General features: G+C 68.8%; 19 protein-coding genes. 13 read left to right on the forward strand and 6 right to left on the reverse strand.

Annotated elements, in window-relative coordinates; all coding sequences use genetic code 11:
- Positions 1–469: 469 nt before the first annotated feature.
- The 5 genes from AC4PMY_RS11490 (at position 470) to AC4PMY_RS11510 (ending at position 6,692) form a co-directional block, all read left to right on the forward strand.
- Positions 470–3,358, forward strand: coding sequence for a LuxR C-terminal-related transcriptional regulator (locus AC4PMY_RS11490; protein WP_491622767.1), 2,889 nt, complete (start codon positions 470–472; stop codon positions 3,356–3,358).
- A 197-nt stretch (positions 3,359–3,555) separates the two neighbouring features.
- Positions 3,556–4,200 (forward strand): SipW-dependent-type signal peptide-containing protein, encoded by a 645-nt coding sequence (locus AC4PMY_RS11495; RefSeq protein ID WP_139205301.1) that lies wholly within the window; start codon positions 3,556–3,558, stop codon positions 4,198–4,200.
- A 41-nt stretch (positions 4,201–4,241) separates the two neighbouring features.
- A complete protein-coding gene (locus tag AC4PMY_RS11500) occupies positions 4,242–4,868 on the forward strand; it encodes a SipW-dependent-type signal peptide-containing protein (protein ID WP_491622768.1) in 627 nt (208 codons plus the stop codon).
- A 10-nt stretch (positions 4,869–4,878) separates the two neighbouring features.
- Positions 4,879–6,201: a signal peptidase I gene (locus tag AC4PMY_RS11505; RefSeq protein WP_491622769.1), complete on the forward strand. Its 1,323-nt coding sequence runs from the start codon at positions 4,879–4,881 to the stop codon at positions 6,199–6,201.
- Positions 6,202–6,227: 26 nt separating this feature from the next.
- On the forward strand, positions 6,228–6,692 hold the full coding sequence (locus AC4PMY_RS11510; RefSeq protein ID WP_064295783.1) for a hypothetical protein: 465 nt from the start codon (positions 6,228–6,230) through the stop codon (positions 6,690–6,692).
- A 25-nt stretch (positions 6,693–6,717) separates the two neighbouring features.
- Here AC4PMY_RS11510 and AC4PMY_RS11515 read toward each other — a convergent pair whose 3' ends face one another.
- Positions 6,718–7,716, reverse strand: a complete 999-nt coding sequence (locus tag AC4PMY_RS11515; protein ID WP_491622770.1) for a LacI family DNA-binding transcriptional regulator — start codon at positions 7,714–7,716, stop codon at positions 6,718–6,720.
- A gap of 221 nt (positions 7,717–7,937) precedes the next feature.
- Between AC4PMY_RS11515 and AC4PMY_RS11520 the strand changes: the two genes are divergently transcribed.
- From AC4PMY_RS11520 to AC4PMY_RS11535, 4 genes are all read left to right on the forward strand, one after another.
- Positions 7,938–8,879 (forward strand): carbohydrate ABC transporter permease, encoded by a 942-nt coding sequence (locus AC4PMY_RS11520; RefSeq protein ID WP_071258957.1) that lies wholly within the window; start codon positions 7,938–7,940, stop codon positions 8,877–8,879.
- Positions 8,872–9,801, forward strand: a complete 930-nt coding sequence (locus AC4PMY_RS11525) for a carbohydrate ABC transporter permease (RefSeq protein ID WP_491622771.1) — start codon at positions 8,872–8,874, stop codon at positions 9,799–9,801. Before AC4PMY_RS11520 ends, AC4PMY_RS11525 begins: the two co-directional genes overlap by 8 nt.
- A 77-nt stretch (positions 9,802–9,878) precedes the next feature.
- The gene (locus AC4PMY_RS11530; protein WP_491622772.1) at positions 9,879–11,207 is read left to right on the forward strand and encodes an ABC transporter substrate-binding protein; all 1,329 of its coding nucleotides are present in this window, start codon (positions 9,879–9,881) and stop codon (positions 11,205–11,207) included.
- A 190-nt stretch (positions 11,208–11,397) separates the two neighbouring features.
- Entirely contained in the window at positions 11,398–13,320 is a 1,923-nt protein-coding gene (locus tag AC4PMY_RS11535) for a glycoside hydrolase family 2 protein (protein ID WP_491622773.1), read from the forward strand.
- Between the two features lie 89 nt (positions 13,321–13,409).
- Here AC4PMY_RS11535 and AC4PMY_RS11540 read toward each other — a convergent pair whose 3' ends face one another.
- Together AC4PMY_RS11540 and AC4PMY_RS11545 are read right to left on the reverse strand one after the other, a co-directional pair.
- On the reverse strand, positions 13,410–14,276 hold the full coding sequence (locus AC4PMY_RS11540) for a CPBP family intramembrane glutamic endopeptidase (RefSeq protein WP_491622774.1): 867 nt from the start codon (positions 14,274–14,276) through the stop codon (positions 13,410–13,412).
- Positions 14,273–14,707: a hypothetical protein gene (locus AC4PMY_RS11545; RefSeq protein ID WP_491622775.1), complete on the reverse strand. Its 435-nt coding sequence runs from the start codon at positions 14,705–14,707 to the stop codon at positions 14,273–14,275. Before AC4PMY_RS11545 ends, AC4PMY_RS11540 begins: the two co-directional genes overlap by 4 nt.
- A gap of 225 nt (positions 14,708–14,932) precedes the next feature.
- Here AC4PMY_RS11545 and AC4PMY_RS11550 point away from each other — a divergent pair, with 225 nt between their 5' ends.
- Positions 14,933–15,112 carry a hypothetical protein gene (locus AC4PMY_RS11550; protein WP_491622776.1) on the forward strand — a complete coding sequence of 60 codons (180 nt, stop codon included), beginning with the start codon at positions 14,933–14,935 and terminating at the stop codon, positions 15,110–15,112.
- 77 nt (positions 15,113–15,189) lie between these two features.
- Here AC4PMY_RS11550 and AC4PMY_RS11555 read toward each other — a convergent pair whose 3' ends face one another.
- From AC4PMY_RS11555 to AC4PMY_RS11565, 3 genes are all read right to left on the reverse strand, one after another.
- Positions 15,190–15,738 (reverse strand): hypothetical protein, encoded by a 549-nt coding sequence (locus AC4PMY_RS11555; protein WP_491622777.1) that lies wholly within the window; start codon positions 15,736–15,738, stop codon positions 15,190–15,192.
- Positions 15,739–15,881: 143 nt separating this feature from the next.
- Positions 15,882–17,642 (reverse strand): DUF4012 domain-containing protein, encoded by a 1,761-nt coding sequence (locus AC4PMY_RS11560; protein ID WP_491622778.1) that lies wholly within the window; start codon positions 17,640–17,642, stop codon positions 15,882–15,884.
- Positions 17,643–17,803: 161 nt separating this feature from the next.
- Positions 17,804–18,556, reverse strand: coding sequence for a CPBP family intramembrane glutamic endopeptidase (locus tag AC4PMY_RS11565; RefSeq protein ID WP_491622779.1), 753 nt, complete (start codon positions 18,554–18,556; stop codon positions 17,804–17,806).
- A gap of 151 nt (positions 18,557–18,707) precedes the next feature.
- On the opposite strand from AC4PMY_RS11565, the gene AC4PMY_RS11570 reads away from it, so the two are divergent.
- Genes AC4PMY_RS11570 through AC4PMY_RS11580 form a run of 3 tightly spaced genes read left to right on the forward strand, consistent with a single transcriptional unit; the run spans position 18,708 to position 21,690 of the window.
- The gene (locus tag AC4PMY_RS11570; protein WP_071258939.1) at positions 18,708–20,090 is read left to right on the forward strand and encodes a tyrosine-protein kinase domain-containing protein; all 1,383 of its coding nucleotides are present in this window, start codon (positions 18,708–18,710) and stop codon (positions 20,088–20,090) included.
- Positions 20,087–20,686 carry an arsenate reductase/protein-tyrosine-phosphatase family protein gene (locus AC4PMY_RS11575; RefSeq protein WP_491622780.1) on the forward strand — a complete coding sequence of 200 codons (600 nt, stop codon included), beginning with the start codon at positions 20,087–20,089 and terminating at the stop codon, positions 20,684–20,686. The genes AC4PMY_RS11570 and AC4PMY_RS11575 overlap by 4 nt, the downstream gene beginning before the upstream one ends.
- Entirely contained in the window at positions 20,683–21,690 is a 1,008-nt protein-coding gene (locus AC4PMY_RS11580; RefSeq protein WP_491622781.1) for a beta propeller repeat protein, read from the forward strand. The genes AC4PMY_RS11575 and AC4PMY_RS11580 overlap by 4 nt, the downstream gene beginning before the upstream one ends.
- Positions 21,691–21,961 lie beyond the last annotated feature (271 nt).

Below are 21,961 nucleotides of genomic sequence, written 5' to 3' on the forward strand. Positions count from 1 at the left end.
TCGATCCCGGCCAATCTATGGGCGGGCTTCCCTGTCCCCCAGAGGAGGGACCACAACCTCCGTAGTGCCGGATGGAAAACCGGTACTGGTCTCCGCAGTGCGAGGCGGCGCCGCGGGACGCCGGGTTTCGATCGGTCCCGGGGGCCTCCGACGCGTCATCAGTGGCGGGGCTCCGGTGCAGTCGGTTCCATCCGTGTCGTGTCATCGATGACGGTTGAGAGATAACCCGCACTGGCCGGGGGTTTACCCCCGACTGGGGTGCGTAGTTTCTACTGAGAACGCTCTCTTAGGGCTGCGGGAGCACTCAGGGATTACGGATAATGGGGCATCCGACGGAGTATTCGCAGCGTCCCTAGTGATGCGGATCCCGTCGTCCTGACGGAGCTTGAGGGGGCTGCGATATGGAAGAACCGGTTGCGACGGTAGCGGAGCGAAAGCCACGCCCGAGGTCGGCCGAGCAGGTCATCCCATGAACCCGGGTGCGCATCGGTTCAGTGGCGGCGCGCGGTCCGCCGCATCACCCACCCGTCGCTCCGGCGAGTTCCGCCAATCCGCCACCCGCACTCCCGCCCAACCGAGCGGTCGAGCGGCCGCGATCGCCCGGATGACGGCGCTCATCGCGAACCGGACCAGCACGCTCCTCGTCGGACCACACGGCTACGGCAAGACCTTCACCGCGGACGCGATCGGACGTCGGATGCACGAGGAAGGACGCCCGGTCATCCACGTGTCGGGTGCGTCACGGGACGCCTCGCACACGCTGAGCGACTGGCGCACGGTACCGAGCGGTGCCGTCTTCATCGTCGACGACGGGGCGAACCTCCACCCGGCGAGCCTCGCCGACATCATCGAACTCTCGCGGTCGCGTGAGCAGGTCGCCCTGGTGACGCTGGAGCAGGAGCTCGCCGGACTGCAGGGGCGCGGTGACGAGTCCGCCGATCGGCTCCTCGCCGTCTGGCGGACCGGGTCGCTCACACGGATCGACCTCCCGGCGCTCGACGGGTTCGAAGCCTCGGCGATGGTGGACGAAGCCGCCGACGACGCGGTCCTCGACGACATGGCCAAGGCCGTCATCGTGCGGTTGAGCAACGGCTCTCCGCGACTCGTGCATGAGCTCACCAAGGACGCGCTCGAGACGGGTGGGGAGTTCTACCTGCCGCGCAGCATCCTCTCGCTCGGGGTCGCGGGGGTCTCACGGCGAGTGCACGACCTCACGGAACCTCAGCTCTCCCGGCTCGAGGACGAGGGTCGCTACGCGCTGGTCATGCTGGCGAAGCTCGGCCCGGTCCCCTACTCGCGCGCGATCCGCCTGCTCGGCGAGCACCAGTTGCACGCGCTCCTCCGGCTCGGACTCGCGCGGCACGACGGCTCAGGCCAGGACCGCATCGTCGCCGACGAACTGCACGCGTGGTCGGCACTCCCGGAGTGGCGCCACAGCGGACGACTGCACCGCCACGACCGCGTCCAGCGGACGCTCATCTCGGACCTGCGTGGCGGTGCCCGTCTCACGCCGAACGAGTCCTTCATCCTCGGCCGGTACTGGCTGACGGCCCCGCACACCGAGCTGGACGAGGGGTTCGAGTCCCTCACGATGGCCCGCACCTTCCTCGAGGCGGCGCACGTCGCGAACGTCTCCGGCCTCGCCGAGGACGGTCGTCTGCTCGCCGAACGCGCGTACACCTGGCGCCCGTCCGTGGCAGCGGCGCTGCAATGGTCACGGTCGCTCGCCATGCTGGGCGACGGTGACGGGGCTCAGCGGGTCCTCGAGGTCGATCCCGCGGCCGATTCCGACGAGGACATGCAGGCGGAGGTCTTGAGTTGGCGGGCGACCCTCGATCGTTGGTCCGAGCGCACCTGCGCGCAGGAGCTGACGGAGCAGGAGGAGCACAGCCGTGTGCTGTCCCAACGGATCCTGATGGTCGAGACCTGGCGCGACCAGGATCGGCAGGGTCCGTCCGAGAGCGATGCCGTCTTCTGGAAGGTCCTGCGCGACGTCGACGCCGCGCAGTCCTCGCGACTGTATGCCGCCGCCGCGCTCGTGACCAGGCTCGGCCTCAGGCTGCCACCGTCCGAGCTGCGGGAGCTGCTCCAGCTGGGTGACGCCGTCTACCGGTCGGTGCCCTACAGCGCCGCGCGGCCGTTGTCGCACGCCCTGCGCGACGCGAGCGCCATGTACGTCCTGTCGGCCGGCACCATCCGCCTGCTCACCGGACTCTCCTGGGCCGGCTTCGCGCGCTACATCGACGAGTTCGTCGCTCGCGCCGAGCGCGGAACCGGGCGCCTGGCGACGACGGACCAGTGCATCGTCGGGATCCTCGGAGCCCAGTTGGCGTTCTTCGACGGCCGCCCGGACCGCACCGTGGCCGACCTCCGGGTCGTCGAGCGGCTCCTCGACTCGACCGTTCCGCCCGAGGTGCACACGCAGACCGCGCTCCTCCTCGTCGGTGCTCTCGCTCAGACCGGCGAGCTCGAGGAGGCGACGGAACGGCGAGCTGCCGAGGACGAACGCCTCATCGCCGCCTCCACGGTCCTCTCCTACCTGGCGGACATCGCCGACTTCGGTCTGCTGATGGCAGGCGGTCGCGTCCTGGAGGCACGGGATCACCTGCGCCGGCTCGCGCAGGACATCCGGAAGCCGCTGACCCAGCGGATCTACTCCGCGAGCCTGGCCGCCGCGGCCGGCGCCGAGCTGTCCGAGACCCTGTCCTGGGTCGTGGACGCCCGATCGCAGGAGCTCACGCCCCTGCAGGCGTCGCTCATGCTGCTCCTCGAGGCTGGCGCCGCCGGCGACGCGAGCCGCGCCGAGGAGGCCGCCTGTTCGCTCGAGGAGGTCGGAGCGCGGCATCGGGCGATCGGGGCTCATCTGCTCGCAGAACGACTCCACGAGGCCCAGGGGCGACTGCAGCACGCCCGCCGTTGCGCGGAGCGGGCCGCCGAACTCGTGGGTCCCACGCCAGGCGCCGCTGCGGATCCGGAGGCCCGATGGACCTCGGTCGTGTCTCCGTCGCCCGTGTTCGCCACCTACCGGCCGGAGACGACGGAGGAGACCGCGCCGGTCGAGCGCACCGTCCCGGTCGAGCCGCACTCGACGCACGCACCCCTGGCCTACCTCTCCCGCGGACAGACGGACACCGGCCAGGAGGCCGCCGCAGCCGACCTGAGCGCGCTCACCCGGCGGGAGCTGGAGGTCGCCCTGCTCATCGCGCAAGGACTGAGCAATCAGGAGATCGCGACGCGGCTCTTCCTCAGCGTCCGCACCGTCGAGTCGCACGTGCTCCAAGCACGGACGAAGCTGGGCGCGGGGAGACGGCGCGACCTCGGCCGCCTGGTCGCGCAGTCCTCGCAGCGTCAGGCCTGACCCCCTGAGCGGGCGACGCAGCGCGGTTCAGCAGTTTTCTCGGTAGCGTCCGGCGATCCCAGTACCCCACTACTGGTTACAACAGACACCTGGCTGCCTATCGTCCTGAGAGTGTCGCGAGACGCGCGGAGACCGTCTCCGCACGCCCGACACCTGTGGTGACGTCAGCCGTCACCGACGGACTTCAGGGGGCTTCCATGACCATCGACACCAGCACCGAGGCCCCAGTGGCCACCGGCACCGACGCACCCGTGCGCGGCCTGCGCAGCAAGCGGGCGAAGGCGATCCTGGCCGGCGGGCTGGTGCTCGGCGTCGGTGCGGCGATCACGCTCGCGGCCTGGAACGATTCCGAGTTCGCGACCGGGATCTTCGCCGGTGGTGGGTTCGGCATTGAGGGCAGCACGGACGGCACCGCCTTCACCGAACACCCGACCGAGGCGGCGGCCGCCCCGCTCACCTTCGCGGTGGAAGCCGACAACCTGGCACCCGAAGAGCCCGTCTACGCCGGGTTCGCCGTCCAGCTGACCGCCGCGTCGACGTACGCCGGCACGGTGGACATCACGGCCTCGAGCGGAGCCGCCATCGCCTCCTCGCTCAGCTACTCCGTCGTGGAGACCACCACGTTCGGCTGCGACGCCACGAGCTTTGCCGCCGGTGACCCGCTCGTGACGGACGCCGCGACCACGTCGAGCACAGCCGCGGACATCTTCACACTGGGTGCGGTCACGACCCCGGTGTTCCTCTGCTTCGAGGTCACACCGTCCGCGACGCTGCCGCAGTCGTCGCCGAGCGGCACCGTGCTCTGGGAGTTCGCAGCCGAGTCCACCACTCCGCTGCCGTAACCCGCGGCGAGACGGCGATCATGGGACGACACACTCCGGCGATGGGGAGACACCACCGCACCGATCGACGACGGAGCACGGCACGGTATACGAAGGCCAGAGCGGCCCTCGCAGCAGCGCTCGTGCTGGGCGTCGGGACCTCGCTCACCCTCGCCGCGTGGAGCGACGACGAGTTCGGAACGGCGACCTTCGCGGCCAGCACCTTCGCCGTGGAGTCGCAGACCTCATCGTCGACCTGGGCGGCTCACGAGGCGGCGAACCCCGCCACGCTGGTCTTCAACGCGACCGCCATGTCGCCGGGGTTGTCGCAGTTCGCCTTCATCGACATCCGCACGACCGCCGCGACGAACATCGGTGGGACGGCGGCGCTGTCCGCGGTCTCGGCGGCGACGGGCACCCTCCTGCCACAGCTCGAGTACCGCGTCGTCACGACGGCGGCGGGCACGGCCTGCAACGCCGCCGCGTTCACCTCACCTACAGTCCCCGCCTACACCGCCTCGCTGTCGACGGGCACGGCTCCACCGACGGCGACCGGTGTACTCACGGCGGCCGGCGGTTCGACGGTGCGCTTCTGCTTCGACGTGCGGGTGAAGGCGGGTACGGCCTCCAGCTTCCAGGGTGGAACGGCGTCGGCGACGTGGCAGTTCACCAGCACCTCCAGTTCCTGATCGGAGCACCGTGACCCGACCCTCCACGGAAGCGATCGACGCCACTGAGCGGCAGCAGCCCCGCCGCTCGGTGGCGTCGATCGTCGGAGACACCCTGCTCAACCTCGCCGCCGTCGGCGGGGTGGTCTGCATCGTGCTCGTCATCCTCGCGACCTGCTTCAACGTGACCCTCATCATGTTCAAGACCGGTTCCATGAGCCCGACGATCCCCACCGGCTCACTCGCGCTCGTCCGCGAGATCCCGGCATCCGACATCGCGGTGGGCGACGTCGTGACCGTCGACCGTGCCGGCCAGCTGCCCGTCACCCACCGCGTCACCTCGGTGAGCGGCGGCGTCGACACCGCCGGACCACAACGCACGATCACCATGCAGGGCGATGCGAACCGGTCGGAGGACCCCGAGCCGTACACGGTCTCGACGGTCCGCCTCGTGCTCGCCTCGGTGCCCGGGCTCGCGTACCTCGTCGTGTGGTTGTCCAACCCGTGGGTCCTCGGCGGACTGACGCTCAGCTGTTCGGCGCTCGTCATGTGGGCGTTCTGGCCGCGCTCGGATCGCAAGCGCCCGCCGGGTGGTGACGGAGGAGCGGGTGGCGGCGGTCGTCCTGCTCCGCGGCGCCGCTCGGCCGCTGCCGGTACCGTCGCCGACGGAGCCGGACCACGACCGGCTCGCCACGCCGCGCTCCGCTGCTCACCGATAGCCCTGCTCCTCGGAGCCGGCCTCGCGATCGGCGGCGCCGCTCCCGCGCACGCCGAGCCGACGGTGGACGTCATCGCCGGCGAGGCGGTCGTACTCACATCGATCGGCGACCCGTCGGCCATGCAGTCCCTCACCCCGGGTCGGTCGACGCCCTGGGAGGTGGGCATCACGACCAAGCCGGAGGCGACACCGGGCTCCATCGACGTGACCATGGTCGGCTCGGGCTCGACAGAGCTCGGACTCGTCATGGCGGTCGACGCCTGTTCCGTCCGCTGGACCGCAGCCGGCTGCGTCGGCACCGTCACCCACCTGTTCGACGAGATGGCAGTGCCCGTCGACGGTGTCGAGCGCGCGGTCCTCTCGATGAGGAGCACCGAGGCGTGGTGGCTGAAGTTCGACGTCCGGATGCCGTCCGGCGCAGCGGTGGCGAACGCCTCGGTCGCCCTCACGGTCACGGCCGAGGGCGTCGGTGACGACCTCTCGGTCTCGCCCGGCCCGATCGCCACGCTCCCCCGCACCGGCGCGAGCATCGAGTTCGCGGTCTGGGCGGCTGCGGGAACGATCCTGATCGGTCTCATCGGCGCGTGGTTCGGCGCGCTGCGACAGCATTCGCGTTCGGCGAGGGGACTGCGATGAGCGCAGGCCGACGCAGACTCCAAGCGGTGCTGGTCATCGTCCTCACCGCTGTCGTGTTCGCCTCTCAGCCAGCTCCCCCGCAAACCGAGGCCGCCTGGGCCGACGCGGAGCTCGGCTCGGGCAGCTTCACGGCAGCCACGATCGCGCCGGTGACCATGACGGCGTGCACATTCAACCCAGGACTGCTCGGGATCGCAGCCTCTTACACGATTACTTACCGGATGCCGGCTGGGTCGACGGACACGCTGTTCGAGTACTCGACGACGGCCGGGTTCGGGACGGTGACAGTGCTGGCTCCCACCATCACCCCCTCCGCCACGGCGAACCATCTGGACGCCACGATATCCCTTGACCTCCTTGGCGGCGTTCTGACCGGGGCAAAGTATTTCGGGCTCTCGGCCCGGTTCGGCAGCGAGTGGAAGTCGACGCGGAAGGTGGCGCAGGGATCAGCCATCGTGCTCGGGGCGGCGACGTGCAGTGTCGTCGCTTGATTGACCGGCGGGTCGGCCCGAGGGGTCACCCGGCCGAGGATTCTCTGACGATCAGTTCGAACCCGGCGCGCACCCGGCGCCCCGGCCCGACGTGCCCGGCCACGCGTTGGACCAGCATGGCGACGGCCTCGCGGGCGATGGCCTCCTTGTCTGGGGCCACCGACGTCAGCGAACGCATCGCGTAGCGACCGTCCTCGATGTCGTCGAAGCCGACCACGGCGAGGTCGCGCGGGATGTCGACGCCGCGATCCCACGCCGCACGCATCGCGCCCAGCGCCATGAGGTCGTTGAAACAGAACACGCCGTCGGGCGGATCGCCGGCGTCGAGCATGCGGCCCATGACCGCCGCTCCGCTCGCGCGATCGTATTCCCCTTCGGCCATATACCGGTTCGGGTCGAGTCCGGCCTCCAGCATCGCTCTCGTGAACCCGTCCACGCGCTGCTTCGCGGTGCCCGTGGAATGGGCCTGCCGACCGATGGCTCCGATGCGGGTGCATCCACGTTCGATCAGGTGTCGGGTCGCCATGTAGGCAGCCTCGGTGCCGTCGATGGCGACATGGTCCGCGCTCGCGCCGTAGTCGCGTTCGCCGAGCAGGACGATCGGCTGCGTCGCGGCGGCGGCTTCGACGTCGGCGGCAGTGAGGTTGAGGGCGTTGAGCAGCACACCGTCGAACGTCGAGGACACCGCTCCCCCGGTGAGCACCGCGCGCTCGCGTTCCGGATCGCCGTTCGTCTGGTCGACGACGAGGGTGAGCGAGCGTTTCGTGAGTTCGGGGATGAGGCAGCGGGCGAGGTCGGAGAAGTACGGCACATCGAGCTCGGGGACGACGAGCGCGATGAGTCCACTGCGGTTGTTGCGGAGCCCCCGCGCGTGCGGATTGGGCCGATAGCCGAGCTCGTCGATGACCGCCTGCACGCGCTTGCGGGTCTCGGCGCCGACCCGCCCCGGCAGGTTCACGACGTCCGAAACCGTCCGCTGGGAGACACCGGCCGCCTGCGCGACATCCCGTGCGGTCACTGCCATCCGTGCCTCCCCGTCGGTCGCGCACGCTCCACCGCGCGTCCGTCCTGACGCAAGCGTAGCGACTCCACGACGCCCGGATTGTCACGGCAAGCGTTTTCCAACTGTGTCGTGTGCTACGTAGCACAAGCCGTTAGCGTGTCTCCCTGTCAGCACGGTCGCAGCGAGTCGAAGGAGATGCGCAGCATGTTCGAGAGCCCACCACCCATCACCCGAGCCGCCACATGAGCGCGCTCAACGAGCTGCGCGCACTGCGGACGCCGAAGGGGGCGATCAAGCACCGCGACGCTTCCGAGTTCCGGGACAACCGTGCGGCACTCCTCTTCCTCGGTCCCTGGATCATCGGCTTCCTCGTCATCACGCTCGGACCGGTCCTCGTCTCGCTCTACCTGTCGTTCACCGACTACAACCTCCTCCAGAACCCGAACTTCACCGGGCTGGAGAACGCGCAGCGGATGGTCGAGGACCCCCGACTGCACCAATCCCTCGGCGTGACCATCACCTACGTCCTCGTGTCGGTGCCGTTGCAGCTCATCGTCGCCCTGGCGATCGCGGTCCTCCTGGATCGCGGCATGCGCGGGCTCTCGTTCTACCGGTCGGTGCTGTACCTGCCGTCACTCCTCGGCGGCAGCGTCGCGATCGCGGTCCTCTGGCGGCTCGTCTTCGGCTCGAGCGGACTCGTCAACGCGCTGCTCGCCGTCTTCGGCATCCAGGGCCCCGGGTGGATCTCCGAACCCGACACCGCGCTGTCGACGCTGATCATCCTGCACGTGTGGACGTTCGGCGCCCCGATGGTGATCTTCCTCGCCGGCCTCCGGCAGATCCCGCGGCAGTACTACGAGGCGGCTTCGACGGACGGTGCCGGCCGGTGGACCCAGTTCCGGTCGATCACCCTGCCATTGCTCAGCCCGATCATCTTCTTCAACCTCGTGCTGGGGATCATCGGCGCGTTCCAGTCGTTCACGCAGGCCTACGTTGTGTCGAACGGATCGGGCGGGCCGTCCGACTCGACGCTGTTCATCACGCTCTACCTGTACCAGAAGGGCTTCGGCAGCTTCCAGATGGGGTACGCGTCGGCGATCGCGTGGCTCCTGCTCATCATCATCGCCGCCGCCACGGCCATCAACTTCTGGGCCTCGAAGTATTGGGTGTTCTACGATGACTGACCTCAAGACCCGCCCCTCCTCCGAGGACGGCCTCTCACCCGATGCGGCCGCCCGTCGCGAGCGGGGCGACGCTCAGCGCGCCAAGCTCCTGCGCCGACAGCGGATCTCGAGCATCGGCAAGCACGCGCTGCTGATCCTGCTCGGGCTGCTGATGCTCTACCCCGTGCTGTGGATGGTGGCGTCCTCCCTCCGCCCGAACGGGTACATCTTCGACAACCCGGGTCTCGTGCTCGACACCTTCGAAGCGTCGAACTACACGAACGGCTGGAACGCGCTCGCGCAGCCGTTCGGGAGCTACCTGGCGAACTCGGCGATCGTGGTCGTCGGGTCGATCATCGGCAACCTGCTCACCTGCTCGCTCGCCGCGTACGGCTTCGCCCGGCTGCGGTTCCGGTTCAAGCGCTTCGCCTTCGCGGCGATGCTGCTCACCATGATGCTGCCGATCCACGTGCTGATCATCCCGCAGTACGTCATCTTCGCCCAGCTCGACTGGATCAACACCTACCTGCCGCTCATCGTGCCGAAGTTCCTCGCGACGGACGCGTTCTTCATCTTCCTCATGGTGCAGTTCATCCGCGGCATCCCCCGCGAGCTCGACGAGGCGGCACGCATCGACGGAGCGGGGCACCTGCGGATCTTCGTGCAGATCATGTTGCCGCTCATGACCCCGGCACTCGCGACGACGGCGATCTTCACCTTCATCTGGACGTGGAACGACTTCTTCGGCCAGCTGATCTTCGTGACCGACCCCGACAGGTACACGTCATCGGTCGCCCTCCGCTCGTTCGTCGACACGCAGTCGCAATCGGACTACGGCGCCCTCTTCGCCATGAGCGTCGTCACCCTGCTGCCGGTGTTCCTCGCCTTCCTGTTCGGTCAGCGGTTCCTCCTGCGGGGCATCGCGACCACCGGAGGCAAGTAGCCCCGGTCCCCGAGTCCACAACCCGGTCCCCGAGCCTGTCGAAGGGCCACCCCATCCACCCCATGCAAAGGAGCATCATGCAACGCCAACCACGATCCCGGTCCCGTCTCCTCGGCTTCGCAGCCGCCACCGCCATCTCGGCCCTAGCCCTCAGCGGCTGCGCCGTCGGCGGCGGGAACGGAGACGCCGCACTCAGCGACGAGGACGTCACCATCACCTTCAACTGGTGGGGTGCCACGGCCCGCGACGAGCGCACCCGCGCGGCAATCGACCTCTTCGAGAAGAAGTACCCCAACATCACCGTGAAGGGCCAGTCCACCGAGTGGGGCGGCTACTGGGACAAGCTCGCCACCACGGTCGCCGGCGGAGACGCCCCCGATGTCATGCAGTTCGACCAGCTCTACCTCGCCTCGTACGCGCAGCGCGGGGCCCTTGCAGACCTCGGCGAACTCGACGAGTTCCTCGACACCTCCGACCTCAGCGCCGAGGTGCTCGACCAGGGCAAGGTGAAGGACGAGCTGTACGGCGTGCCGATCGGTGTCGGCACCGTCGGCCTCATGGTCAACCGGTCCATCTTCGAGCAGTACGGGATCCAGCTGCCCGACGCGACGACCTGGACGTGGGACGAGCTCAACGAGGTCGCCCTGCAGGTGACCGAGGCCTCGGGCGGCGCCGTCCACGGCATGTCCCCGTTCGGCGGCGACATGCCGACCCTCACGCTCTGGGCGCGTCAGCACGGCAACGACATCTACGACAAAGACGGCAAGGTCATCCTGAAGCCCGAGGTCGTGGAGAGCTACTGGCAGTACGCGCTCGACCAGATCGAGAGCGGCGCGGCCCCGAGCGCCTCGCAGCTGGCCGAGGGCAACGGTGTGGCGATCGACCTCATGGACATGAGCACGGGCAAGGTCGCGATGACCTTCCAGCCGTCGTCGGTGCTCACCGCGTTCCAGGCCGCCGCCCCCGACCACCAGCTCGACATGCTCCCGTTCCCCGCGGCGAAGGACGCCTCCGAGGGATACCAGTACCTCAAGCCGTCGATGTACTGGTCGGTCTCGTCGAAGTCCGAGCACCCCGCCGAGGCGGCACTGCTGGTGGACTTCCTCACGACCGACACCGAGGTCGCGAAGCTCTTCAGCACCGAACGCGGCATGCCCGCGAACCCGGACTTCCAGAAGGCCATCGAGCCCGACCTGACTCCGACGGACCAGATCGTGGCGGGCGTCGTCGACGCCGCGCGCGAGGAGTCCGGCACCCCGCCGGCGATCACCCCCGTCGGCGGTGGCGACAGCGAGAAGATCCTCGGCCGCTACAACCAGGACGTCCAGTTCGGCAAGACCACCCCCAAGGAGGCCGCTGAAGCGTTCGTCGCCGAGCTGACGAAGGCCGTCGACGACGCCCGGTAGCGACTCCCCGCCCTTCGACAGGCTCAGCCCGTTCGGTCCCTGAGCCGAACTCCCGGTCCCTGAGCCGAACTCCCGGTCCCTGAGCCTGTCGAAGGGCCACCCCGGCCCCTGAGCAACCTCCTTGGTCCCTGAGCTTGTCGAAGGGCCCCGACGACACCTCCACCCACCACCACGCATCGGAACGACACCCATGACGCACCCTCTCCGCTTCCCCGCCCCGCTGCCGAGCGGCCGCGCCGAAACCACGCCGCAGCCGCGCCCGGAGTACCCTCGGCCGCAGCTCGTCCGTGACGGCTGGGTCAACCTCAACGGCCTGTGGGAGTTCGAGATCGACGCCGGCGACAGCGGGCTCGAGCGCGGGCTCCTCGGCCGCGAACTGACCGACCGCATCCTCGTCCCGTTCGCGCCGGAGTCGGCCGCATCGGGCGTCGAGCACACGGACTTCATGGAGGCCGTCTGGTACCGCACGCGGTTCACGGTTCCGGCCGGCTGGCAGGGGAAGCAGGGCGTGCTGCACTTCGGCGCCGTCGACCACGACACGACCGTGTGGGTCGACGGGGTCGAGGCGATGCGGCATCGGGGTGGCTTCACGCCGATCCGGGTGCCGCTCGGTGCGGTCGAGCCGGGGCAGGAACTCGAGATCGTGGTGCGCGCCCGCGACACCCGCCACGAGCCGAAGGCCGGTGGGAAGCAGGCGACCTGGTATGGCAACACCGACTGCTACTACACCCGCACGACCGGGATCTGGCAGACGGTCTGGGTGGAGGCCGTCGACGAGCTGCACCTGCGGCGGTTCACCGTGGTCCCCGATGCGTACGCCGCGCGCTTCGACTGCACGCTCGTCCCCAGCCGCAACGCCGCCGGTGCGACCGCGACGGTGACCCTGTCCGCCGATGGTGTCGTCGTCGCGAGCGAGACCGCGCAGCTCGGGTCGACGATGTCGCCGTCGGTGCGGCTCGAGGTCCCGGCGGACCAGCAGCGGCTCTGGAGCCCCGCCGACCCGTTCCTCTACACCCTCGACATCGAGATCCGCGATGGTGCGGGCGACGTCACCGACCGCGTCTCGAGCTACGCGGGGCTGCGCAGTGTCGCGATCGACGGCACCGCGGTGCTGATCAACGGCGAGCACGTCTTCCAGCGGCTCGTGCTCGACCAGGGGTACTGGCCGTCCTCGCTCATGACCGCGCCGGACGACGACGCGCTCGTGGCCGACATCACGCTCGGGATGGACGCCGGGTTCAACGGTGCGCGGCTCCACCAGAAGGTGTTCGAGGAGCGGTACCTCTATCACGCGGACCGCCTCGGCTATCTGGTGTGGGGCGAGTTCGGCGATTGGGGCGTGTCCGGTGCGGGCACGGTCGGTCACAACCAGGGCCCGACGGCGTCGTTCATCACGCAATGGGTCGAGGCGTTGGAGCGCGACGTCAACCATCCATCGATCATCGGCTGGTGCCCGCTGAACGAGACGCACCAGACGCTGCACGACCGCGTGACCGTCCTCGACGACGTCACGCGAGGCATGTTCCTCGCGACGAAGCTGATCGACCCGAGTCGGCCGGTGATCGACGCCTCGGGCTACGCGCACCGGGTGCGGGAGACCGACGTGTGGGATGCACACTCCTACGAGCAGGACCCGGCGGCGTTCGCCGTCGAGCAGGGTGGGATCGCGGACGGTGAGCCGTTCACGAACCTCGAGGACGGACGCACCATCTCCTTGCCGTACGAGGGGCAGCCGTTCTTCGTGTCGGAGTTCGGCGGCATCTGGTGGAACGCGGAGCTCGCGGCGGCGGACACCGGTGGTGACTCCTGGGGCTATGGTGCGCGGGTGGCGTCGGTCGAGGAGTTCCACGAGCGTTTCGCGGGGCTCGTCCGGGTACTGACCGACGACGAGAACATGTTCGGCTACTGCTACACGCAGCTCACCGACACGTTCCAGGAGCAGAACGGCATCTACGACTTCGATCGCAAGCCGAAGTTCGACCTGGCCCGAGTGCGTGCGGTGCTCGCGGCCGACGCCGCCTACGAGCGCCGAGTCCGACCCTCCGCCCCTGATCCCTCGGTCCCCGCCGGTACCTCAGCCCTTCGCCGGTCCCTCAGCCCCGTCGGTCCCTAACCCTCCGCCGGTCCCTGAGCCCCACCCAGTCCCTGAGCCTGTCGAAGGGCCCACGGGCTCCTCGCTTCGCCCAGGGACCGGCGCCCGGCTCAGCTCCCGCTGCGTGCCAGCGTCAGCAGCACCGTGAAGGTGTTGAACCACACGTGCGTCCAGATGCCCGGTCCGAGGCGTCGGGTCGTCGCGGCGTAGACACCGTTCACCGTGCCGAGCACGAGGATGGTGAGTCCGAGCGTCACCATCGTGACCGGGCTGCCCCAGCCCTCGTAGAGGTGGACAATCGCGAAGATCAGTGCGCTCGCTCCCACCGAGACGATGGCCGCCGTGCGGCGCCGGGCGGTCGAGGGCGTCGCCGCACCTCGGCGCACGCCGTTCGTCGTCCGCCCGCGGAGGATCGTGTTCCGGAATCCGCGCAGCAGGAGCCCGCGGAAGAGCGCTTCCTCGCAGAACGGCGCGACGATCGCCGTGGCGAACACGGTGTTCACCAGCACCCAGACGAGCTCTGGCGACGGCGGGGCGATGTTCGACTTCGGCGTCTCGCCGGTGAGGGCGATGACGAACTGGCCGATCATGCCACCGATCAGCTGGATACCGACGGCGGAACCGAGCCCGATGAACACGTCGAACCAGCGGAAGCGGAGACCGAAGTCCGTCGACCAGGACCCGCTTCCCCAGGTTCGGCAGACGATCGCGAGGGCGATGAGGATGCCGCCGTCGAAGATGATCCACATGATCATCGTGCCGACCTCACCGGGAAGGACGCCGAAGGTCCGTGCGAGTTCGACGACGACGAGGAGCGCAACGATCGCGACGAAGGTCGTCAGCGCGGTCGGGATACCCCACCGGGTGTCAGGCGAGGGGCTGTAGGGCAGGCGCGCCTCGGCGCGGCGAGCTTCAGCCCGTTCCTGGCGCGAGCCCGGGCGCGGGGCGGTCTCCGCCGGGACAGGGTGGTCGCTCATCGCTTGTTCGCGGCGAAGTACTCGCGAGCTGCCGGCACGTACATCTGGACGATCGCGACGATGGTCACGATGACGAAGATGAAGGAGAGCGGGTTGAGGGCGATCAGCCCGGTGATCGAACCGAGGACGGAGAGGATGCCGACCACGGTGAGGACGATCCGAGCCCAGTTGCGACCGCGGAGCATGAAGAAGGCGAACAGCACGTGCAGGGCGCCGACGATGAACGCGCCCACGGCGGTCGAGATCAGGAGCACGCTCGAGGAGAGCACACCGCCCGAGGCGGACTGTTCGGCTGCGGCCTCGGCGACGGTCCCGGCTGACATCGCGGTCGTGACACCGGAGATGACGGAGAGGACGGCGGAGACGACCCACAGCCAGAAGGAGATGACGATCGGCTTCGGAGCGGTCCTGGAAGCGGCGGTGGCGGTCATGATGCTCGTTTCGGTCGTGGAGGATCCGACGACCGGACCCAGGCTGCTCGAACTGTATTGCCCGTCATCTGTCCCCCGGAAGGGAGGTATGTCCCGGCCTATCCGTTTTCCGCAAGGACCGTCGGTTCGCCCGGTCCCTGAGCCTGTCGAAGGGCCCGAAACCACCGTCCCGGACACCCTGTCAAGCCCGCTCAACAGCGCTCGCGTACCTCTTAACCTGTCCCCATGACGAACGACACGAACGACACCGACCAGAACAGCAGCGGGGGAACGCCGAAGCCGGGCGGCCTGGGCGAGAACCAGACCATCCCCAACAGCGAGGACGGCCTCGCGGTCGGTCACGACCCCGACGCCTCGAACTTCAACCAGGAGGAAGACCCCGACCACCCGAGCGATGACGCGTAGGGTTCGGGAACGACGAAACGGCGGCCGGTGCAGAAGCACCGGCCGCCGTTTCGTGTGCGGCGTGAGCCGCGGTGTGACTAGGCCGCGAGCGAAGCGCGCTGGCGGCGAACCATCACGAGGACCGCGATGAGCGCTGCGCCGAGGGCGACTGCGCCGGCTGCACCCCAGACGACGAACGCCGGAGCGCCGAAGCCGGTGTCAGCGAGGTCGTTGTCGTTGCCGCCCGAGCCGGAGCCCGAACCAGCAGCGGTGACCGTGAGGGTCGCGGTGCCGGTGATGCCCGTGGTGAGGCCGGTGCCGGTGACCGTGTACGAACCGGTTGCGTTGGTCGGCAGCGTGACGTTGAGGTTGACGGCTCCGGTCGAGGAGGCCGTCTTCTGGATGGTCTTCGTCTCGACGGCGGCGAGCGTGGCGCCCGAAGCGTTCTCACCGGTCAGAGCGAGCGAGACGGTCTCGCCAGGCTGGAAGCCGCCGTCGCCGAAGGAAACGGTGACGGTACCACCGGGAGTGACCGAACCGCTGACCGTGATGCCGGCATCCGGCACGTAGGAAGCGTTGGCGGCGATCGGCGCGACGAACAGGCCTGCGAGGGCCAGCGCGAAGACCGCGGTGATTTTCTTGATCATGTGATGTCCCCTTGAAGGCTCTGCAGGTGTACTGGTGCGATGACAGTGCTGTAGCCGACCGCCAGGACGATGTCGTCTCACAGCGGAAGTAGATCGTGCCTCCCCGACACCCCCCGAAAACGGGTCAAGAGCGACAACAGTTCTCACTGTAGAGCAAATTCACAGTTAATGGCCACCTGTTGTGTTTCGGAGAGATGAACTTTCGGAGTGGACACGATTCCGGGCGTTCCTGAGGCGTCATACGCCGTCACACCGAGGTCGATGGTCGTGCTCTCCCCTGGAGCGAGCTCGATCTTGAATTGCGTGACCGGGTACTCACCATCGGTGGCCAGCTGGGACGGGAGCTCGACACCGTCCCGCTGGACCCCGCCGGGCAGAGACCCCGGAGGGGCGTAGACGGCGATGATGAAACGGAAGTTGCCCGGCGTCACGCCGGCCTGACCGGCGCCGGTCACGTAGTCGCTCAGCGTCGAGGCCGCATCGGCTGGAGCCGTGTTCGTGAGCGTGAGCTGCAATCCGAGCAATTGACCGTCTGAACCACACTTCGCGACACCGGTCGCGGCCTGCAGGTCCAGGTAGTAGCCCATCTTGCTACCGGTGGCGTCGTTGACGTAGACGCCGAACGTCTGCGGAGCCTGCTCGGCGGTGGGGAGCAGGTCGGTGAGGGTCGTGCCGTCGAGCAGCGCCTGCTCCGCCTCGGCCGCGTTCCAGACCAGCACCCGCCGCTCGGTCCCCGCCTTCGCCAGGGCTCCGATGAGCTTGGCCGGGTCGAAGTCACCCGACGCGACGCGGTCGAACACGGCACCCGACGCCGCGGCGAAGAATGCGTCCTGCTCGGGCCCGGACGGATAGCGGTTGTACACGTCACTCAACAGGAGCTGCGCCGCGTTCTCGGTCGTGAGTTCGTCGCCGGTCGCGAGCGGTATCGGGCCGGTCGCGTCGAGGAGGTAGCCGAGGGCGACCGGGTCGATGCTGAGCACGCCGTCGACGCGGGTGCCGAAGCGCTGGAACCACATTTCCGAGGCGAGCTCGGCGGACAGCTGGAATCGCGGCGTCAGGGTGACGTTCTGCATGAAGCGGCCGGTGATGTTGCCATAGATGCCTGCCGTCTCGGTCGGCAGCGGCAGGACCGGCTCGGGGAAGCGTGGGAAGTCGGCCGTCGACGCCTGCTGCAGCAATGAGATCTTTCCGCCGTCCGTACCGATGAGTGCGAGTGCACCCGGGTTGCCGCCGCTCGCCCGCGGCTCAGCCGGGTTCTGGAACAGCACGAGGTAGGTGCGCGGCCCATCGGCTCCGAGCATGGCCGGCATCAGATCGATCGCGCGTCTCGCCGCGTCCACGGTGTCGGCAGTCTCGGTGAGGACGGGTCGGAGCTGGTCGACCGCGCCACGGACCTGGCTGATGAGCGGGCCTTCGTCGATCGTCCGCACCCGCTTGGCGGCACCTTCCAGAGCGTCATCCGCCTTGCGCACGTCCTCCTGCGCATCGACGATCGGCTGCAGCGGTACGGCACCGTCGACGGGCTTGAACAGCTCCGGACGGAGGGAGCCAGCGAGGTTCACGAGCGGCGTGATGGCACCGACGGCGACATCTTCGGTCGCCCCGGCCAGCTCGCGGACGGCGGCGAGGTTCGGGCCGATCCACGGGATGACCTCAGCGGCTCGCCAGATCGGATCGCTCGTGAGATCGGCGGCCGATCGCGCATGCGCGGCCAGTTCTCGCGCGGTCGTGCCGGCCGCTCCGGGGTCGTCGGCGACGACCTGCTCGCGAACCGTCTGCGCCAGTGGGACGGCGGCTTCGAGCTCGCCCTTGGCGAGGAAGGCTCGCACCCCGATCCAGGCCACGGCAGCGACGATGACGAGGACGAGACCACCGACGATGAGCAGCGTCCTGCGACGGCGCACCTTCAAGCGTTCGTCACGAGCACCATCGCGACGACGTGCGCGGGAGCTGGCGCTCGATCTCCGTCGGGAGCCGTCGGTGCGGCTCGGGCCCTCAGACCGTCGAGCGGCGGGGCGATCGCCGGAAGATGAACGACGGTCGTCGGATGGGGACGGCATGGGCGCTATTCAATCACGACGCCTGTTCCACCGGTCACGGCGGTCACACCGAGCACGAGGACCGAGGCGTTGAAGACGATGTGCATCACGATGGCCGGACCGAGGCGCCCGGTGAGCACGGCGGCGGTGCCGGTTCCGAGCCCGACGAGGAATGTTCCGACGCCGGTGACGAGTGCCTCCGACGTCCCACTCACGACCACGAGGTGGAGCGAAGCGAACAGCGCTGCCGAGATAACGACGGCGACCCACGCTGCCCGGCCGGGCAGGCTTCCGCTCATCGATCGCAACAGCAGCCCCCGGAAGAACAGCTCCTCGACGACGGGAGCGATCACCGTGGCCGCGAGCACGGCGACGATGAACGAGACCACGATGAGCGCACTCCCGGTCGGCGCTCCACCACCCGCCGTTGCCGGCAATGAGCCGTAGACGACCACCTCGAGGGCGCTGACGAGGATGCGGAGGACGAGCCCCGCGGCCAGCCCCCAGAGCAGGTCGATCGGTCGAAAGGCGAGGCCGAGCACCGGTGCAGTTCCACGAGGAGCCGGAACGGCGAATCGGGCGAGCAGCACCGCACCGAGGAGGGGGACCCATACGAGCACGTAACCACCGAGGGCGTCGAACGGCTGCGCGATCTGCACCCCTGCCCGCATGGTCACGGCCAAGAGGGCCGCGGCCGCGAGCCCGATGAGCGCGATGGTCAGCCGCGTCCTGGCGCGTCGCGAGTCCGCGCTCGAAGGGGTTCCTGGGTCGTCCGTCACGGTCGCAAAGCTACGCCACGCGTCGACCCGCTGGATCACGACGCTCGGGAACAGCTGACGGTTTGTGGCACCATGGCTCACAACCCCCTCTTCGGGGCCGCCTCGATCCGAGGCGCCATGCTCTCCCCTCTGACTGATCGGATGCCACCGCGTGGAGCTTCGTGACTATCTCCGTGTCCTTCGCAAGTACTGGGTGCTGATCGTTGCGCTCTCCCTGCTCGGGGTGGCGCTGGCGGCGACCTACTCGCTCGTCAAGACGCCCGAGTACAGCTCGTCGGCCAAGGTCTTCGTCTCGACGCAGTCGAGCGACAACGTGCAGGAACTGGCCCAGGGGAACGCGTTCACCCAGCAACGGGTGAAGACCTACGCGGACCTCGTTCAGACGCCGATCGTCCTCCTGCCGGTCATCGCGACGCTCGAACTCAACATCACCGCGGGGCAGCTGTCACAGCAGGTCTCGGCGTCCGCGCCGCTCGACACGACACTGATCGAGATCACGGCGGTGAGCCCGGACCCGGTGCTCGCAGCGGAGATCGCGAACACGACCGCCGAGAGCCTCACCGGTGTGGTCGCGAAGATCGAGACCCCTGAAAACGGGGCATCGAGCCCGGTGAAGCTCACCCGCGTGCAGGAGGCTGACGTCCCGTTCACCCCGGTGAGCCCGAACGTCCCCCTCAACATCGCCCTCGGACTCCTCGTCGGTCTCGCGCTCGGGGTCGGGTTCGCCGTGCTGAAGGAGACCCTCGACACCCGTATCCGGAACGAGCGCGACGTCGAAGGCGTCACGGACATCCCGCTCATGGGCGGCATCGCCTTCGACCCGAAGGCACGGCAGCGGCCGCTCATCGTGCAGGCCGACCCGAAGAGCCCGCGGGCCGAGTCCTTCCGCAGCCTGCGCACGAACCTGCAGTTCCTCGACGTGACGGATCAGCCACGCAGCTACGTCATCACGTCCTCGATCCAGAGCGAGGGCAAGAGCACGACGGCGGCGAACCTGGCGATCGCGCTGTCGGACGCCGGTCACAAGGTCGTCCTCATCGACGCCGACCTGCGGCGCCCGAAGCTCGCGAACTACTTCGACATCGAAGGCGCGGTCGGGCTCAGCGATGTCCTCATCAGGCGTGCGACCCTCGACGACACCATGCAGCCCTGGGGCCGCGGGCTGCTGTCGATCCTGCCGGCCGGTGCCGTTCCGCCGAACCCCAGCGAGCTCCTCGGATCGGTGACGATGCAGAAGCTGATCCGCGGCTTGGAGCAGCAGTTCGACTACGTCCTCATCGACGCACCGCCGCTCCTGCCGGTCACGGACGGTGCGCTCCTCGCCCGTCACACCGGCGGTGCGCTCGTCGTCGTCGCAGCCGGTCGGACCCACAAGAACCAGCTGAAGGGTGCGCTGGAGTCACTGACGCACGTGAACGCCTCGGTCGCCGGCCTCGTCATGACCATGGTGCCGACCAAGGGCCCTGACGCCTACGGATACGCCCGGTACGGCTACGGGGCCGGCTACGGCTACGCCGAGGACGTGAAGAAGTGACCGGTTCCTCTGGAACCCACGAGCGGCCGTTCTCGGTCCTCTTCGTCTGCACGGGGAACATCTGCCGCTCGGCGCTCGGTGCGCAGATCCTCACCGCGCGGCTCGCCGCAGCCGGCGTCACCGCGGGTGGCCGGCCGATCACCGTGTCCAGCGCGGGGACGGGCGTCGGCCAGGGCCTCGAGATGCCTCAGGAGGTCGTCGAACAGTCCCGCCGCTTCGGTGGCTCACCGGAAGGCCACGTCCCCACACCGCTCGACCGCGACCTCGTAGCCGATGCCGACTTGATCCTGACGGCGACCCGCGAACACCGCAGCGTCGTGGCACGGCTTCTCCCCCGAGCCTCCCGCGTCACGTTCACCGTGCCGCAGTTCGCGAGGCTCGTCGCGGAGGCCCCCGCCGTCTCCGACCCGTGGATGCTCGTCGATGAAGTCGCCGCGCAGCGTGGCTCCGTTCCGCCGCCGGAGGACCCGGAGGATGACGACATCGAAGACCCCTACCGCCGGAGCGCGACCACCTACGCTCGGGTCGGCGACCAGATCCATGATCACGTCTCCGTCATCGCGGATCGACTCGCCCAGGCGGGCGACCGAGCGTGACGCCGAAGCAGAGCAGGTCGACGTATCGCGCGGGCGATCGCAAGGAGACCTTCTGGGATCGCCTCGGCTCCCGACGCCGGACATTGGCGCTCATCGGATTGGCGCTCTTCCTCGTCGCCGACGTCATCCTCGTCGGGCTCGCGCTCACGGCCAACGGCCGCAGTTCGGACGATGCGACCCAGCGCCCGATTCCCACCTTCGGTGGTACGCCGTCTGCCTCCGCCTCACCGGAACCGACCGAGGAGCCTGCTGCCGCCGAGCCGAGCGACCGGTTCATCGCTGCGGGGAGTGCCACCGTCATCTGGCGCGCGACGCAAGGAACCTGCGAAGCTCCCGCCGTCGTCGAGCGCAGCGAGGACGCTGGCGCCACGTGGGCAGTGATCCCGACAGCCCAGGCGTTCGACCTCCGCGTCGTCTCCGCACTTACGGCGACCAGCGAGGACGAAGTGCAGCTCGTCGGTTCAGCCGGCGCGGACTGTGCGCTCGGCGGGTACTCGTCGACCGACGCCGGCGACACGTGGACCTCCACACCCGAGCTGCTCTCGACCATCGCCTACCAGACACCGGTCGCGCCCGACGGCTCGACCACGGTCGTCATGGCAGGGCAGCCGGTGGTGGCGCCTTGCCCGATCATCGAGGCGCTCGCGGCAGACGCGACTCGCACGGTGACGGCTTGCTCGGCCGCCCTCGCCGAGTGGGATGCGACGAACGGCTCCTGGACGTCTATCCCATTCGCCGGTATTCATGCCGTGGAGCTCCAACCGGAACAGATCCTGTTCGCCGCTCGTGGAGTCACTGGTTGCACAGGCCTCGGAGTCCTCCGCGTGCCCGGTACGACGTTGACCGCTACGTCCGCGCCGGAGAGTGTCGGGTGCGTCGCAGGGGCCGATGTCACCGCGCCGGCCGCGCTCACCTCAGCCGAAGGGGTCAGTTGGCTCTGGGTGGGCGATCTGCTCTTCAGCTCGCCCGACGGCGGCGCCTCGTGGGGAGCCGTCCCTTCCTGAGGCGCCCCACCGGCGCCTGGTGCGCAGTAGGGTTTTCCCTACAGTTGTCGCGTTTGCGGCCCAAATGGGTCACAACCGCCAAAAAGGGGACAGATGTCGGGCATCTCCACCGCTAGTGTCAACAAGACCGATACAGTCCCGTATCGAAACGCCTCCTTCACTTCTCGTCATCAGTAGTAATTACGTGTTCCACCACGGAGACCGCATGTTGTCGCAGCCTTCCGTGCCGCTGCCAACGACGCCCGCGAGCACTGCCCCCGCCCCACCTGGT

This window comes from Plantibacter sp. MDV22-iso1, from assembly GCF_058408345.1.